This is a genomic window from Mesorhizobium sp. WSM3860 (genome assembly GCF_002294995.1).
GTDB lineage: Bacteria > Pseudomonadota > Alphaproteobacteria > Rhizobiales > Rhizobiaceae > Mesorhizobium.
This window is the reverse complement of sequence record NZ_NSGF01000001.1, coordinates 83,246-98,580: the sequence shown is the minus strand read 5'-3', so window position 1 is coordinate 98,580 and position 15,335 is coordinate 83,246. Positions and strand designations below refer to the sequence as shown.

Annotated in this window: 19 protein-coding genes; 8 read left to right on the top strand and 11 right to left on the bottom strand. The window is 64.5% G+C overall.

The genetic code is table 11. From position 1 onward, the window contains the following. Nucleotides 1-152: 152 nt before the first annotated feature. Nucleotides 153-1,541, bottom strand: a complete 1,389-nt coding sequence (locus tag CK220_RS00515) for a glycosyltransferase (RefSeq protein WP_245428886.1) — start codon at nt 1,539-1,541, stop codon at nt 153-155. 451 nt (nt 1,542-1,992) lie between these two features. Between CK220_RS00515 and CK220_RS32910 the strand changes: the two genes are divergently transcribed. After that, the gene (locus CK220_RS32910; protein WP_348629637.1) at nt 1,993-2,409 is read left to right on the top strand and encodes a DUF805 domain-containing protein; all 417 of its coding nucleotides are present in this window, start codon (nt 1,993-1,995) and stop codon (nt 2,407-2,409) included. Between the two features lie 12 nt (nt 2,410-2,421). On the opposite strand, the gene CK220_RS00505 is transcribed toward CK220_RS32910, so the two are convergent. From CK220_RS00505 to leuD, 6 genes are all read right to left on the bottom strand, one after another. Then, complete coding sequence (locus tag CK220_RS00505) at nt 2,422-2,880, bottom strand: GNAT family N-acetyltransferase (protein WP_245428883.1); 459 nt, start codon at nt 2,878-2,880, stop codon at nt 2,422-2,424. Between the two features lie 4 nt (nt 2,881-2,884). Further along, nucleotides 2,885-3,988 carry a 3-isopropylmalate dehydrogenase gene (gene leuB / locus CK220_RS00500; RefSeq protein WP_095809700.1) on the bottom strand — a complete coding sequence of 368 codons (1,104 nt, stop codon included), beginning with the start codon at nt 3,986-3,988 and terminating at the stop codon, nt 2,885-2,887. Between the two features lie 285 nt (nt 3,989-4,273). Further along, nucleotides 4,274-4,627, bottom strand: a complete 354-nt coding sequence (locus tag CK220_RS00490; protein ID WP_095809699.1) for a VOC family protein — start codon at nt 4,625-4,627, stop codon at nt 4,274-4,276. 62 nt (nt 4,628-4,689) lie between these two features. Continuing rightward, entirely contained in the window at nt 4,690-5,073 is a 384-nt protein-coding gene (locus tag CK220_RS00485) for a RidA family protein (protein WP_095810229.1), read from the bottom strand. A gap of 285 nt (nt 5,074-5,358) precedes the next feature. Next, a complete protein-coding gene (locus tag CK220_RS00480; RefSeq protein WP_095809698.1) occupies nt 5,359-6,288 on the bottom strand; it encodes a hypothetical protein in 930 nt (309 codons plus the stop codon). A 150-nt stretch (nt 6,289-6,438) separates the two neighbouring features. Next, nucleotides 6,439-7,044: a 3-isopropylmalate dehydratase small subunit gene (gene leuD / locus CK220_RS00475; protein WP_066991643.1), complete on the bottom strand. Its 606-nt coding sequence runs from the start codon at nt 7,042-7,044 to the stop codon at nt 6,439-6,441. 158 nt (nt 7,045-7,202) lie between these two features. Here leuD and CK220_RS00470 point away from each other — a divergent pair, with 158 nt between their 5' ends. The 5 genes from CK220_RS00470 to CK220_RS31755 all read left to right on the top strand — a co-directional run bounded on the left by CK220_RS00470 (nt 7,203) and on the right by CK220_RS31755 (nt 9,841). Next, nucleotides 7,203-7,628, top strand: coding sequence for a GNAT family N-acetyltransferase (locus tag CK220_RS00470; protein ID WP_095809697.1), 426 nt, complete (start codon nt 7,203-7,205; stop codon nt 7,626-7,628). Between the two features lie 75 nt (nt 7,629-7,703). Next, nucleotides 7,704-8,024 carry a metalloregulator ArsR/SmtB family transcription factor gene (locus tag CK220_RS00465; protein WP_095809696.1) on the top strand — a complete coding sequence of 107 codons (321 nt, stop codon included), beginning with the start codon at nt 7,704-7,706 and terminating at the stop codon, nt 8,022-8,024. Further along, nucleotides 8,021-8,470 (top strand): SRPBCC family protein, encoded by a 450-nt coding sequence (locus CK220_RS00460; protein WP_095809695.1) that lies wholly within the window; start codon nt 8,021-8,023, stop codon nt 8,468-8,470. Before CK220_RS00465 ends, CK220_RS00460 begins: the two co-directional genes overlap by 4 nt. 30 nt (nt 8,471-8,500) lie before the next feature. Beyond that, nucleotides 8,501-8,989 carry an SRPBCC domain-containing protein gene (locus CK220_RS31760; protein ID WP_176478956.1) on the top strand — a complete coding sequence of 163 codons (489 nt, stop codon included), beginning with the start codon at nt 8,501-8,503 and terminating at the stop codon, nt 8,987-8,989. Nucleotides 8,990-9,031: 42 nt separating this feature from the next. Continuing rightward, entirely contained in the window at nt 9,032-9,841 is an 810-nt protein-coding gene (locus tag CK220_RS31755) for a DUF72 domain-containing protein (protein WP_176478955.1), read from the top strand. On the opposite strand, the gene CK220_RS00450 is transcribed toward CK220_RS31755, so the two are convergent. From CK220_RS00450 to CK220_RS00440, 3 genes are read right to left on the bottom strand one after another with little or no spacing between them, the layout of a single operon-like run. Next, nucleotides 9,760-10,926 carry an FAD-binding oxidoreductase gene (locus CK220_RS00450; protein WP_095810228.1) on the bottom strand — a complete coding sequence of 389 codons (1,167 nt, stop codon included), beginning with the start codon at nt 10,924-10,926 and terminating at the stop codon, nt 9,760-9,762. The two genes, CK220_RS31755 and CK220_RS00450, sit on opposite strands and share 82 nt — an antisense overlap. Nucleotides 10,927-10,949: 23 nt before the next feature. Beyond that, on the bottom strand, nt 10,950-12,521 hold the full coding sequence (locus CK220_RS00445) for a HAMP domain-containing sensor histidine kinase (protein WP_095809694.1): 1,572 nt from the start codon (nt 12,519-12,521) through the stop codon (nt 10,950-10,952). Next, on the bottom strand, nt 12,509-13,207 hold the full coding sequence (locus CK220_RS00440) for a response regulator transcription factor (RefSeq protein WP_095809693.1): 699 nt from the start codon (nt 13,205-13,207) through the stop codon (nt 12,509-12,511). The genes CK220_RS00445 and CK220_RS00440 overlap by 13 nt, the downstream gene beginning before the upstream one ends. Nucleotides 13,208-13,704: 497 nt before the next feature. On the opposite strand from CK220_RS00440, the gene CK220_RS00435 reads away from it, so the two are divergent. Together CK220_RS00435 and CK220_RS00430 are read left to right on the top strand one after the other, a co-directional pair. After that, a complete protein-coding gene (locus CK220_RS00435; RefSeq protein ID WP_176478954.1) occupies nt 13,705-14,586 on the top strand; it encodes a CoA ester lyase in 882 nt (293 codons plus the stop codon). 56 nt (nt 14,587-14,642) lie between these two features. Further along, nucleotides 14,643-14,849 (top strand): DUF1737 domain-containing protein, encoded by a 207-nt coding sequence (locus CK220_RS00430; RefSeq protein WP_095809692.1) that lies wholly within the window; start codon nt 14,643-14,645, stop codon nt 14,847-14,849. A gap of 3 nt (nt 14,850-14,852) precedes the next feature. Here CK220_RS00430 and CK220_RS00425 read toward each other — a convergent pair whose 3' ends face one another. Next, nucleotides 14,853-15,290 carry a metallopeptidase family protein gene (locus CK220_RS00425; protein WP_095809691.1) on the bottom strand — a complete coding sequence of 146 codons (438 nt, stop codon included), beginning with the start codon at nt 15,288-15,290 and terminating at the stop codon, nt 14,853-14,855. Nucleotides 15,291-15,335 lie beyond the last annotated feature (45 nt).

The window sequence follows — 15,335 nt, the reverse complement described above, 5'->3', positions numbered from 1 at the left end:
CGAAGTTTTGCGAGAACGGACGGACGCGTCGAAACGCCCGGCCCGATGCTGTGCATCTTGGCTGGGGGCATCGAATGCAAGAAGAGCCAGATGGCCGCGCATCGAAAGACGATCCCGTTCGCTGCCGGCTTTTACGCGCTTTGCGTAAAGAGTCAATTGGCGGCCATGGCGGCCGCCTTGAGCCCGGTCTTTATCGCCGCCCAGCTTTCGGCAGGCGATGTCGGCCTGTGCTTTTCGGCGATACGGACAGCGAGCAGATCGCGCCAGGCATCGTTCTCCGTCATCCGTCGGATTGCGCCATACCAGCCAGCCTGGTCGGTCGAACCGATCGCGGGCATCAGGCCGCCGGTCGCTTCGATCAGCGACGGCGTGGTCGAGACGATGACCGGGACGCCGAAATCCAGACACTCCGAAGCCGCATAGCCCCAGCCCTCGATATGCGAGGGGAAAACGCCGAAGGTGGCACTTCGATAATAGCCGATAAGCTCTTCGTCGCTGACCGGACCCGCGAAGACGATCTGCTCCTTCAGCCCCGGATGCGCCTTGAGATAGGCGCTGAGTTCCTCGACCATCCAGCCCCAGCGGCCGACGCAGACGAGCTTCGGCAACCGAACGCCTTCGTCGAGCGCCTGCTGCCAGATGCGGGCCAGCATGATGTGATTCTTCCGGATCTCGACGGTCGAGCAATAGAGGATGAAGGGCTCTCCGGCCTCGAGGCGGGACGTCATCCCCAGCCGTCCGGCCTTCTCATGCAGCAGCGAGGGCATCGGGAAGCGATGCACGACCGGCAGGTCGATGCCGGCCTTGCGCATGTGATCGGCAAGCATCGTCGCCGCGGTGTCGGAGGTGCAGAAGGCCGCCGCACCTGACCGCACCAGCCGTTCGAGATTGGGCCCGAAGGCGGCCTGCCATTTGTCCTTGGCGACAAGGTCGGGCCGCATGGTCGGGATCATGTCGTGGCAAAGAAAGGCTATATTATCGGGGCCGGCGCAAAGCGCCGCTAACTTCTCGCCGACCAGCAGCTGATTGCTGATCAGCACCGTTCGAGGCTCGACAGTCTTCGTCGGCTGCGCCGCATTGAGACGAAGCAAACCGGCCCAGAGGCCGGCTCGCCTACAGAAGCGATAAGCCCGCAGCAAAAACTTCGACACGGTGAAGATGAAGCCGGGTTGGCCGTTGGTCACCATTCCCGCAAGCTGGCGATCGGCTTCCTTCTTGGCCATTGGATGCCGCCGCACCGCTTCGAACCCCTGCCGCAACGCGGCAGCGGCTTGCAGTCGTGGCCGCTGCCGAAACGGCGCGACCTCGCTGACACCCAACTGCTCCATCTCGAATTTTTCGAGCGACCGGAAACGATGGCTGGAGAGATCGAGCGTCACGACCACGACATCCGGGTTGGGATCGGCGAGCGCTGCCCTGACCATGAAGTCTTCCAGCCGCTGGATGCCGGCCAGCGCGCCGCGCCAGGCGAGCAGGCCGGTCGCGTCGATGCAGATTTTCCGTCTTTGGCCGCCGGGAGCGTCGGCCGCTTCTGGCAGCAATATCGAGTCCTTTCGGGCCATTGCTTCGCGATCTGTGAGGCGACTTGCGGCTTCTATCCCGATTTGCCGCCTCTGCGATAGCCGGCTGAACGCCATCGCTCTTGCCCGCCGGCCCGCGCCCATGTCAAATCGAGTAAGGGAAAGAATTCGACGCTCGGGGGTCTGATGCGCGGCGAGGTTCTTCACTATGACGAGCAGCAGGGCTTCGGTTTCATCACCGGCGCCGACGGCAAGCGCTACAGTTTCGCGCGCGAGGATCTGCGCCGCGACATGGCGCTGACAAGGGGCGGTCGAGTTCCAGCCGAACGGCGAACGTGCCGGCAATGTCTTCTCGGCCCGCGCCCGGGGGATCGATCCGGCGGACAGCGTCGTCCCAGCCCCTGCCCGTCCGCTGCCGGGCAGCTCGCTTGCGGGGCAGCCGCATTTCGGCCGCAACGCCGAGGCCGGAACGGTGGAATCGACCAGCCTCTGGAGCTATTTTTGGCGTGGCGTGACGACGAACTACGTCAACTTCTCCGACCGCGCCCGGCGCAAGGAATTCTGGGCCTTTTGCCTGTTCTGGACGATCGGTCTTGTCGTCGCCATCGGCGTCGGCTTGTCCGCGGACCTGTCGCGCGGCGATGTCGAGGGCGGCGGCGACGAACCGGTCGTCATGTTCGGCCTTCTCGGCCTTTACGTCCTGCTCACGCTCCTGCCGTGGGTCGCGCTCGTCGTGCGCCGTTTGCATGATCTCGGCCTGACCGGCTGGCTCGCAATCCTCTGCTTCGTGCCTTATCTCGGCTGGCTCGCCACCCTGGTTTTCGGCCTGATCCCGACCCAGGCCGGCGACAACAAGTGGGGACCGGTGCCGACCGGAGTCAGATTCTAGCGGTCGCCGTCCTTAGTGCCTCGCCCGACAGCCTGAGGAAAACCTTCTGGCCCTGGCGTTGGGCGCCGAGCCGCTCGTAGAAGCGCAGCGCACCCTCGTTCCAGTCCTCGGTGGTGAGATCGATGCGGCCGATGCGCTTGTCGAGGCAATAGCCGGCGAGAAGCCGATCAGCGCCTCACCCACTCCCGCGTTTCGAGCCTCTTCGCGCACGAACAGGTCTTTCAAAAACATCAGCCGCTCGAGATCGATGCCGGGATGCGCGATCGCGACCGAGGCCAGGCCGGCCACCTCGCCACCCGCAAAGGCCAGCGCGAAATGCGGATAGGCCGGGCTTTCCTCGCCGAGCCACTGCCTTGCCGTGGCCGTCGCCCGAGCATGATCGATGTGCGCCGCCATTGCGCAAAGCACGGTGGCGAGCGCCTCGGCGTCTTCGGCAGTCGCCCAGCGGACGTCGACCGCCACCTCTGCCATGGCGTCAGCCGAGGAACTTGGCAATGATGGCGTCGCCCATCTGCACGGTGCCGACCTCGGTCATGCCCTCGGACATGATGTCCTTGGTGCGCAGGCCGTCGTCGAGCACGGCCGCGATCGCCGCTTCGACCTTGTCGGCTTCCGCCACCATGCCGAAGGAATAGCGCAGGCACATGGCGAAGGAGGCGATCATCGCGATCGGATTGGCGACGCCCTGGCCGGCGATGTCGGGCGCCGAGCCGTGCACCGGCTCGTAGAGCGCCTTGCGCTTCTTGGTCTTGACGTCCGGCGCGCCGAGCGAGGCCGAAGGCAGCATGCCGATCGAGCCGGTGAGCATGGCGGCGATGTCGGAGAGCATGTCGCCAAACAGGTTGTCGGTGACGATGACGTCGAACTGTTTTGGCCAGCGCACCAGCTGCATGCCGCCGGCATCGGCCAGCATGTGGTCGAGCTTGACGTCACTATACCTCGCCTTGTGCGTCTGGGTGACCACCTCGTTCCACAGCACGCCCGACTTCATGACGTTGCGCTTTTCCATCGAGGTGACATGGTTCTTGCGCGTGCGTGCCAGCTCGAAGGCGACGCCGGAGATACGCTCGATCTCGAAGGTGTCGTAGACCTGGGTGTCGATGCCGCGCTTCTGGCCGTTGCCGAGATCGATGATCTGCTTAGGCTCGCCGAAATAGACGCCGCCGGTGAGCTCGCGCACGATCAAAATGTCGAGACCCTCGACCACCTCCTGCTTGAGCGAGGAGGAGGCGGCTAAAGCCGGATAGCAGATCGCCGGACGCAGGTTGGCGAACAGCTCCATGTCCTTGCGCAGGCGCAGCAGCCCGGCCTCGGGGCGCACTTCGTAGGGCACCTTGTCCCATTTCGGCCCGCCGACGGCGCCGAACAGCACCGCATCCGCGGCAACAGCCTTTTCCATGTCGGCATCGGAGATCGCCGCGCCATGCGCGTCGTAAGCGCATCCGCCGACCAGCCCCTCATCGGTTGCAAAGCCGCTGCCGAGCTTCGCGTTCATGGCCGCGATCAGCTTCTTCACTTCGGCCATCGCCTCGGGGCCGATGCCGTCGCCGGCGAGCAGGAAGAGATTTTTCGAAGCCATGGAGAACCGTCCCGAGGAAATTGAACCGCGGCCTTGCTAAACGTCAGGCGGGCTGGACGCAAGGGGACGAGCGCCGAGATCCTTCACACCCCCCTCTGCCCTGCCGGGCATCTCCCCCGCAAGGGGGGAGATCGATGTCGCCACGGCTTTCGCCAATCTCCTAACGTCGCAGTAAGAAGCGAGGCGACCAAGCCGCCAATCTCCCCCCTTGCGGGGGAGATGTCCGGCAGGACAGAGGGGGGTGCTGTCCCGCCTGCATCTCGCAAGAGGCCGGCAGGCGCGCCCTCACAGATGCGACAGGATATTCACCAGCCGTCCGAACGGATCGCGCACGTAGAAGCGCCGAACGCCCCAGGGTTCGTCGGCCGGGCCGTATTCGACGGAAAAGCCGGCCTTGCGCATGCGATCCAGCGCATCATCGACATCGTCGACCTCGATCGAGAGGTCCGGCACCGGCGTGCCCGAGCCGCCTTGCTCCATGAAGCTGACCTGGACGGCCATGGTCTGTTGCGAGCCGTACGTGGCGATCCAGCCCATATCCATGAGCAGATCGAGGCCAAGCACGTCCTGATAGAAGCGCTTTGCCGCCGCAATGTCGGGCGTTTCGATATTGGCGACGATGCGCCTGACCTTGACCATGGGCCGATCCTCGCTTCACGCCCTCGTTGTGCCCAGCCGCTTCGCAGCCTGGGCGACAGACATCAGACAGTGCGCCTGAGCGCCGTCACCTCGATCTCGATCTTCATCTCCGGCTTGTTAAGCTGGCAGACGATCATCGTCGCCGCCGGGCGGATGTCCCCGAACGCCTCGCCGAGGATCGGGAAGACCACGTCAACATAGGCCTGGTCGGTGATATAGTAATGCGCCCGTACCACATCGGCCATGTCGAAGCCGCCGTCGCGCAATGCCTTAGCGATGGTGGCAAGACAATTGCGCGTCTGCGCCTCGACCGTGTCGGGCATCGTCATCGTGGCATAGTCGTAGCCGGTCGTTCCGGAGACGAAACACCAGCCGCCCTGCACCACCGCACGCGAATAGCCGGCGGTTTTCTCGAAGGGGGAACCGGTGGAGATCAGCTTGCGCATGGGCGGCCTCGCGATTGTTTTGGCGATTGTGAATCGCATCCGCGATCCGGTCGTGAGCCAGACGACGCGATGCTGGCGGGACAGCACCCCCCTCTGGCCTGCCGGCCATCTCCCCCGCAAGGGGGGAGATTGTACTTCGCCGCCGCTTTCGCCAATCGCCAACGTTGAAGGATGAGCGCCGTCGACGAAGCTGCTGATCTCCCCCCTTGCGGGGGAGATGCCCGGCAGGGCAGAGGGGGGTGTGAAGGATCGCGGCGGAACAGTCTTGTCCGCCGCGCGAAAAACCTAATTCCCCTGCGCCTCGTCCAGCGCTTTCTTGATATCCGCCGGCCAGTCCTTCACCGGCGGCCAGGCATCCGGCTCGGGATTGTCGCCGCGGCGGGCGAAATAGACCTTGTGCTTGACCGGGTCGACCGCCATGAAGCCGTCATTGCCGCCGCAGTCATGCGGCACGCAGCCGGTGGCGTAGAAGGCGCCGGAGGCGGTCTTTTCGGTGCCGCCGCCGACCAGCAGGCTGGTCGCCACGTCGGGCATGTCCTTGCCGAGCAGTGCCTGACCAGCCTTGTAGACGGCCTCGTTGTGGAAGGCGTCGATGACGTTCTCGTATTTCGACGGATCGACATCCTTCCAGTCGGTGCCGGGCTCCGGCGTGTAGGTCAGGTTTCCGGATGTCGTCAGCCCCTCGGTCGGCGACCATCGCAAGGCCGGCTTGGTCTCTCCGGGCAGCAGATAGGGCACGAAATAAATGGCGTCGTCGGAAACCGCGGCCGGTGGCGCGCCGCATTCGTCCTGCTCGACCGTCGTCGTCTGGATCTCGCCGTCCTTCGGCTTCCAGACGATGACCTTGGCCGGGCCGCACTGGTTGCCGCCGTCGCCGACATCGACCAGCGCCACGCTGACGTCGCCGATCTTGACGATCCTGTCGAACGAGACGTCGTAATTGCTGGCGAGCTCTTTGCCGTCATAGGCCAGCACCTTCTCGCCGTCCTGCTCCGGCTGCATGATGGTGAGCTGGCCGCCCTCGAACGGGATCGGCGCTTGGCTGTCAGCGTCGGCTAGGGCTGCATTGGAGGTGCTCGACGGGTCCTGGTCCGCGGCCCCGCCGGACGCATCGTCAGCCGGCACGAGCACCGGGTCGGTCTGCGCATGCGCGCCGGGCGCCGGCATGAGCAGCCACGCCAGCGCGCAGGCACCGGCAAGAAGCGAACGTGCCATGACTGTCCCTCCGTTCAGTCGCCACGAACCCGGCTTTATGCCGGCCAGGCTTGGAGCAGTTAGCTGAACCACTCCAAGTATTTGCTTTGCGCAATTTCCGAACGGAAAACTGCTTTTCTGGAATTGCTCTGTCGGTTCAAATCGTCCCGCTCAGGCCCAGGGGCGCAGCTCGGCGTTCTTCTTTTCGAAGGACGCGATGGCGCCGGCCTTCTCCATCGTCAGCCCGATGTCGTCGAGGCCGTTCAAGAGGCAATGGCGCTTGAAGTCGTCGAGATCGAACTTGACGACGCCGCCATCCGGGCCGCGGATCTCCTTGGCTTCGAGGTCGATCGACAGCGTCGCGTTCGAGCCGCGCGAGGCGTCGTCCATCAGCTTGTCGAGGTCTTCCGGGCTGACCGTGATCGGCAGGATGCCGTTCTTGAAGCAGTTGTTGTAGAAAATATCGGCGAATGAGGTCGAAATGACGCAGCGGATGCCGAAATCGAGCAGCGCCCAGGGCGCATGCTCGCGGCTCGAACCGCAGCCGAAATTGTCGCCGGCGACCAGGATCTGCGCCTTGCGATAGGCCGGCTTGTTGAGCACGAAATCCGGGTTCTCCGAACCGTCGTCCTTGTAGCGCATCTCGGCGAACAGGCCGGTGCCAAGCCCGGTGCGCTTGATCGTCTTCAGATAATCCTTCGGGATGATCATGTCGGTATCGACGTTGACGATCGGCATTGGCGCGGCGACGCCGGTGAGCTTGGTGAATTTGTCCATGGTCCTTACCCGTCTTCTCTCTGCGGGGAGTTTTGCGCACGCTTTACACAAAGCCGGCGGCAAATGAAAGGCAAGTGTTGGCGAGTGGCTTCGGCGATCGAACACAAGATCGGGATCGGCTGCTTTCAAAATCCCAGCCGATCGGGCACCTTGGCTGCATGGCGCCAACTTCGAAGATCCTTTACGCAAGCGAGCCCACGCTCGATGTCGCCGAGTTCCGCCGCGTGCTGGTGGAATCCGGTCTCGGCGAAACACGGCCGGTCGACGACGAAAAGCGGCTGAAGGCGATGCTCGGCAATGCCAATCTGGTGCTGACGGCACGGCTCGATATCGGCGGCAGTCCGCTTCTCGGCGTCGCGCGCGGCGTCACGGACTTCTCCTGGGTCTGCTACATCTCCGAGATCGCCGTATCGGCTTCGGCGCAAGGGCTGGGCATCGGCAAAGGCCTGATGGACGAGGCACGCCGCCTGCTCGGCACGTCCGTCGCCATCAGCCTGATCTCGATGCCCGAGGCCGTCGGCTTCTACGAGCGTATCGGCATGAAACGCATGCCCGACGCCTTCTGGTTCTCCCGCAAGCGCTGACGCCATTCACCCGCAAGTGATCGCTCGATCTGACGCAACGCTTGACATGCAACCAAATGGTTGCATATTGAGGCCATGAGCATGGATGCCGTCTTTCGCGCTTTGGCCGACCCGACCCGCCGGCAATTGCTGGATAGCCTCTATGCCAGGAACGGACAGACGCTGAACGCGCTCTGCGAACGGATGGACATGACGCGCCAGGCGGTGACCAAGCACCTGGCAATCCTCGAGGAGGCGAACCTCGTCACCACCGTCCGCCGTGGCCGCGAGAAGGAGCATTACCTCAATCCCGTTCCGATCAACGAGATCGCCGAGCGCTGGATCGGCAAATTCGAGCGCCATCGGCTGGATGCCTTGAGCGACCTGAAGAAACGACTTGAAAGGGAAGAGCCGTGAGCGACAACACTTTCGTCTACGTCACCTATATCCGCACGACGCCCGAAAAGCTTTGGACGGCGCTGACCGATCCGGAGTTCAACCGGCAGTTCTTCCTCTGCTCCTACCAGCAGAGCGACTGGAAGGTGGGTTCGAGCTGGAAGCTGATCTTCCCGGACGGCCGCGTGGCCGACTCGGGCGAGATCCTCGATATCGATCCGCCCAGGCGTCTGGTCATCAAATGGCGCAACGAATGGCTGCCCGAGGTGAAGGAAGACGGCTACACGCGCTGTACCTTCACCATCGAGCAGGACGGCGAGCTGATGAAACTTGCCGTCACCCACGAGGCCGACGGCCCGCACCGGCTGATCCCGAACGTGGCCAAGGGCTGGCCGCTGGTGTTGGCGAGCCTCAAGAGCCTGCTCGAGACCGGCAAGGGTTTCGAGCGTCCGCCGTCGAAGGGCTGAAACGCATAACGAGCCGCGGAGGAGGTTGGAATGATACTGCCGCATAGCTGGCCGCGGGCCATGGCGAACACCGAGACGGTCATGGCTTCGGCGGAACTTACCGCTTCACCGGAACAAGTCGTCACCGCGCTTCTCACCAGCGACGTCGAACGCTGGTGGGGGTCGGCCGAGACCTACCGGATGATCGGCTGGGCCGCCGATCTTCGCGTCGGCGGATCGTGGCGCGTCATCGTGAGGACGGCCGACGGCAGGGCCCTGCCCGCCAGCGGCAGCTTCCTCGAGATCGAGACGGGGCGCAGGATCGTACAGACGAGGCGCTACGATTGGGATCACCCGACGCTCGGCCATCACGAAACGACTGTCGCCTATCTGCTGGAACCGACCTCTGCCGGCACGCGGCTCACCGTCTGCCATGGCGGCTTCGCCGGCTTCCCGGACGCCGCGGCGGAGCACGCCGAGGGCTGGGCGCGCGTGCTCGGCTGGCTACAGGCACATCTGGGCTGCCGCCTCGCTGCCTGAGCCCCGCCTTGACCTGCAGGCGCCTCTGTCCAGATTGTTGACATGGTCGAAAACACGCCTTTTATCGGAACAGCCGGGTGGACCATACCGGCAGCGCACAGGTCCTCTGTTCCGGCGACAGGCTCGCAATTGGAGCGTTACGCTTCGCGTCTTCCTGTCGTGGAGATCAACTCCTCGTTCTACAAACCGCATCTGCGCGAAACCTATGAGCGCTGGGCGCGCTCGGTCCCGGATCATTTTCGGTTCTCTGTTAAAACCCCCAAAGCCGCGACCCATGAGCGCCGCCTGGAAGACTGCCATGATCTTCTGGATGCATTCATGGGTGAGGTCGGAGGGCTCGGTGAAAAGCTGTCCGCGCTCTTGGTCCAACTGCCGCCCAGTCTGCAGTTCGACAGGCGGATAGCCAAAAAGTTCTTCGCCTTGTTGCGCGACAAGACCGACTGCCGCTTGGTCTGCGAACCGCGTCACGCCAGCTGGTTCGAGCCGGGAGCGGATGCTTTGCTGAGCCGCCTCCGTGTCGGGCGCGTGGCGGCGGATCCCGCCCCAGTTCCCGCCGCTTCCGCGCCCGGCGGCTGGCATGAGCTCGCCTATTTCCGCTTTCATGGCGCGCCGCATGTCTATTTTTCGGACTACGCCGCCGGCCGGCTGTTGGAGATCAGCGCCCAGCTCGCCGACGCGGGCGCGTCAGCCGCCGAGGTGTGGTGCATTTTCGACAATACGGCGCGCGGGCATGCGCTCGGCAACGCGCTGTCGGTCGATGCGATTATGCGTCAGATGACGTTCAATTCCCTGAACGCCCGCCCCGCCGCGACGCGCTCATATCCGAACGCCGTGCAGTCGATCGTGCGATAGCCGCCATGCACGATGAGCTCCGAGAGCGCCTTGCCGACCGCCGGCGCCTGCTGCAGCCCGTGGCCGGAAAAGCCGTTGGCGAAGATGAAGTTTTCCACCTCCGGATGCGGGCCGATCACCGCGTTCTGGTCGAGCGTGTTGTAATCATAGTGCCCGACCCAGGCACGCGTCGGTTTGATCGCCTCGAAGGCCGGGATGCGGGTGGCTAAAGTCGGCCAGATCACGTCCTCGAACAGCGGCCACTCGACCTCGAAATCCTTGGGATCGGGTGCATGGTCGCCTTCCTCCGGCTCGGCGCCGCCGGTGAGGTAGACTGAGCCTTCCGGCCGCACATAGATGCCGGAGGGATCGACCAGCAGCGGCATGTCGGCATATTTTTCCCGCGCCTCGAAGACGAAGACGTTTCGCTTGCGCGGCTCGACCGGAAGCGCGAGCCCGGCAAAGGCTGCCACCTTGCCGGCGTTCGGGCCGGCGGCGTTGACGATGATGCCGGCCTCCAGCGTCTCGCCATTGTCGAGGGAGACACCGGTAACGCGATTGCCCTGACGCGTGATACCGGTGACCGACGCGGTAATGAAGTCGATCTTCCTCTCGCGCAGCGCCTTGCGGAACAGCATCAGCAGCGCATGCGCGTCGAACCAGCCCTCGCCGCCGCGGCCATAGGCGCCGGCGGAAATGCCTTCGGTCGAAAGCCAGGAGAAGCGGCGGGCGAGCTGGCCTGCGTCCTCCAGCACGATATCGGCGCCCTCGGCGATCTGCGCCTCATGATTGGCCTTGAGGATCGGCAGCCCCGCCTCGCCGGCGAGGATCAGATAGCCGCCCTCGCGAAAGCCGATATCGGCGTCGGCGCCGAAAGTCTCCTTCAGCCGCCGGAACAGCTTCAGCGTGAATTGCGACAGGCGGATGTTTTCGGGAATGGAAAATTGCTGGCGGATCGAGGCCAGGGACAGCGTCGTCGCCGCGTGCGAGAATTGCGGATCGCGCTCGATCAGCGCGATGGAGCCGGTAAAACCCTCTTGGCGCAGATAGTAGGCGACCGAGGACCCGACGATGGCCCCGCCGATGATGACGATGTCGTAACGCACTTTGTTCTCCGATTCGCCGGTCCTCACGCGACCGGCAAATTGATCTCGAAGCGCGCGCCGCGTTCGGAGTCAACCAGCGTTATCGTGCCATCATGCGCTTTCAGGAGGGCCAGCACGATGCCGAGGCCCATGCCGGTGCCGCCGGCCTCGCGCCTTGTGGTGAAGAACGGCTCGAATATTTTTGCGCGGTTGGCCGCCGAAATGCCGGCGCCGTCGTCGCCGACATGGAGAGCCACCCTTTCGCCTGCTCTTTCGGCACCGACGGTCACCTGCTTCGCGCCGTGCCGTGCGGAATTGTCGATGAGGTTGGCGAGCACGATCGCGAGATTCTCGCCCGAGATGCCGAGGCCGATATCGCTGCCCGATTCGACGCCCACCTCCAGCCTGGCGTCGACCGGCAGCAGCGCCAGCGCCGCGCCGATCGTCGTGCTGTCGCCGCTCGGCGCCAGGTTTTCCGCGCGCGCCAGTTCGAGCAGCCGGCGCACCAAGAGGTTGAGCCGCCCGGCATCGGTGACGATGTTGTTGGAAAAACGCCGCCGCTCGGTCTCGTCCATCGTCCCGCCGGAATCTCTGAGCAGCTCGGCCGCGCCCTGGATCGCCGTCAGCGGCGATTTCAGCTCGTGCGAGACATGGGTGGCGAAGGTCTGGATGCTGTCGGAGCGCGCCTGCAGTTTTTGCGCCATGTCGAGAAAGGCGGCCGACAGCGCCGCCATCTCGCGCGTGCCGTGATGGGCGAGCGGCCGCATTGCCTCGCGGTCGCCGGCGGCGATGCGTTTTGTCCGCTCGATCAGCGCATAGATCGGCCGGCTGACGGTGCGGATGAACACCAGCGCGATCAGCAGCGTGCCGCCGAGAATCGCGATCGCCGCGAGCGTGACCTTGCCGCGCTCGCCATAGAGGTGCTTGACGATGTTGTTCGGCGTTCGCGACATATAGACCACGCCGGCGACCCTGCCGTCGAGCTCGACCGGCAAGGCGACGAAGACGCGCACCTTGGTGCCGCGGCTCACCGAATAAAGCGGCGGCGGCGGCTGGTCGGGGATCCGCAAGCGAAGCTCGCTTGCATAGGCGCCTGCGAGCGCCTGCCGCACCTCCTCGACCTCACCGAACGACTGTCCGACCTCACCGCCGCCGGCAATCACCACGCCATGCGGATCGAGCAGCCGGAAGCCGGCAAGCGTCGTCTTCTGCGCCTCGTCCAGAATGCCGTCGAGCTTTGCGCCTATGGCGGCGAAGGCCGGATCGGCGGTCGCGGGAACGGCCGCCGGTCGCGACGGCATGACATTGTCGGAAGCAAGATCGAGCTGCGGCTCGATCGGCTGGTAGGGGTAATTACTGTCCCTTGCCGGATCGGCCGAGATCGGCGTTCCCAACCGTTCCGGAGCAATGCCGGCCGCGCGCACCGCATCGGCATAGACGGCGGCAATCACCGCGCCCTGTGCGATGAGCTCGCCCTCGGTCTGGCGGATCAGCTGGTTTTCATAGAGCCGGAAGAAGAACAGCCCGACCAGCGGCAGCGCCATCACCACGATCAGGATGGCGACGACCACGGTGGCGAGCCTGGGCCGCCATTTCTCCTTGCTCAGCCACCGCATCGGCCGAGCCGGAAGCCGACGCCATGCACGGTCGCGATCGCATCCGAACAGCCGACCGCCGCCAGCTTGGCGCGGATATTGCGGATATGGCTGTCGACGGTGCGCTCCGAGACGTGGATGGTGGATTGGTAAGCATTGGCCATCACCGCATCGCGGCCAAGCACATGCTGCGGGCGGCCGAGAAAACCCTTCAGAATCGCGAACTCGATCGCTGTCAGGGTGAGGGGCTTGCCTTCAAAGCTCGCAGCATGGCTTGCCGGAACAAGCACGAGCTTGCCATGCGCGAACTGACGGTCGTCAGTGTCTTCCTCCGCCGCCGCCGGGCGTGCGCGCCGCAGGATGACATTGACGCGGGCAACCAGCTCGCGCGGGCTGAACGGCTTTGTCACATAGTCGTCGCCGCCCATTTCAAGGCCGAGGACACGGTCGATCTCTTCATCCCGGGCCGATAGGAACAGCACCGGCACGTCGGAGCGCTGCCGCAGCCTGCGGCAGACCTCCAGCCCGTCCATCTCGGGCATGCCGATGTCGAGCACGATGAGGTCGGGCGAGCGACGCTCGACGGCCTGCAGCGCGGCGGCGCCATCGGCGACGGCGGCCGTCTTCATGCCGGCCTTTTCCAGCGCGAAGCAGATGATCTCGCGGATATGAGGATCGTCGTCGGCGACGAGGATGTTGTGCGGCATGGAATCAGCGGGCCCGGCATGTTGGGTTGAGTGACGGCAGGATTAGCAAGCACGCCGCGCTTGTCGAGAGTGCGGCGCAATCGCACGGTCGCGAAAATTCCAGGCGCACCGGTTTTGCCGGACGGCGCCAGACTGCGCCGTCATGGCCGGGCTTTCCTGGCCTTTCGAAGGCTACCTCGCGATCTCGGCATGAAAGGCAGCACGGTCGCCGAGGCGCGCATTCTTTGCGGCTCCAAGAGCCACCAGCCGTCACAACGCAGCCTGTAGGGCAGGACCCGGCGGGGTTTTGCATGAATTCGCATGCCGGTCTGTATGGCCGGCCGGAACGGAAAGCTCGCGGCGGATTGGAGGAGGTTTTCCGTAAGAATTTGCAGATCTTGTGCAGGCTGGCATCTTGCGGGGAGATCGCGCGCAGGCAATGAAGAACAGTGCCGGCTTTGACGGTTGGCTGCTTGCCACGCCTTGCCTCGCCCGCTGCAAGCCGGCATAGATCGGTCATGAGCGTTGAGACCTACCGCCCGCGCCGCTCGGTGCTTTACGTGCCCGCCTCCAACGACAAGGCGCTGGCCAAGATCGCCTCGCTCGCCTGCGATACCGTCATCATCGACCTCGAGGATGGCGTCGCGTCCGCCGACAAGATTGTCGCGCGCGACAAGCTGACCGGCATCCTCGCCGCGCGGCCCGCGCGCCGCTGCGAGATGGTGGTGCGCATCAATCCGCTCGGCAGTGAATGGGGCATCGACGACCTGTTGACCGTCGCCAAGGCAGAGCCCGACGGCATTCTTTTGCCCAAGATCGGCACGCCGCGCGACATCCTCGAGGCCGGCGACCTGCTCGACGACAATTTCGCGCCTGATACCGTGAAACTCTGGGCGATGATCGAGACGCCCAAGGCGCTCCTCAACATCGGCGCCATTGCCGAGCTTGGCCGCGATCCCGCATCCCGCCTTGCTTGTTGGGTGGCCGGAACGAACGATCTGGTGAAAGCCACCGGCATTTTGGCGACGCCCGACCGGCGCTATCTCACGTCCTGGCTGCTGCAGCTAGTGCTCGCCGCCCGCGCCGGCGGTCTCGACGTTATCGACGGCGTCGCCAATGATTTCCGCGACCTGGACGCCCTGGCGCGGGAATGCGCCGAGGCGGCCGCCATGGGTTTCGACGGCAAATCGCTGATCCACCCGGCCCAGATCGAACCGGCCAACCGCGCCTTTGCGCCCGCGCCGGAGGCGCTGGCCAGGGCGCGGGCGGTCAGGGAGGCGTTCTCACGGCCCGAAAATGCCGGCAAAAGCGTCATTGCGCTGGACGGCCGCATGGTCGAGCGGCTGCATCTGGCGGAAGCCGAGAAACTTCTGGCGAAGGCCGCAATCATCGGCGCATGATGCGGCAGAGCAATTCCAGGAAAAGCAGACAGGCATTGGTGACGACAGGGTCGAAAATGAAACTCTACCGCTTTCTGTCCGGTCCGGACGATTCCACTTTCTGCCATAAGGTCACGGCGGCCCTGAACAAGGGCTGGCACCTGTTCGGCTCGCCGACCTATGCCTACGACAAGACGACCAAGTCGATGCGCTGCGGCCAGGCCGTGGTGAAGGATATCGAGGGCCAGGAATATACGCCCGGCACCAAGCTCAGCGATTGGTAGCCCTCATCCCGCCGCTGCCTGCTCCGCCGCTTCCTCGATCCGCTCCATGTCGTCGTCCGACAGGCCGAAATGGTGGCCGATTTCGTGGATCAGCACATGGGTGACGATATCGCCCAGCGTCTCCTCGTTCTCGGCCCAATAGTCGAGGATGGCGCGGCGATAGAGCGTGATGCGGTTCGGCCCTTCGCCGGTCTGCGGGTTCCAGCGCTCGGCGATGCCGCGCCCCTCGAACAGGCCGAGCAGGTCGAAGGGCGTCTCCAGCGATAGGTCGTCCATGATCTCGTCGGTCGGAAAATCGGCGATCTGGATGATGATCTCGCCGGTGAGCTTGCGGAACTCCTCCGGCAGATGGGCGTAGGCCTCCAGCGCCAGAAGTTCCATCTCCTCCATCGAGGGTGAGAGTTGGTCGTGCCAGAGGCGGGTCTGATAGATACGGGCCATGAGGTTTCCTTTGACCTCGGCATATAGGCTTTCGTGCCGGTCGAG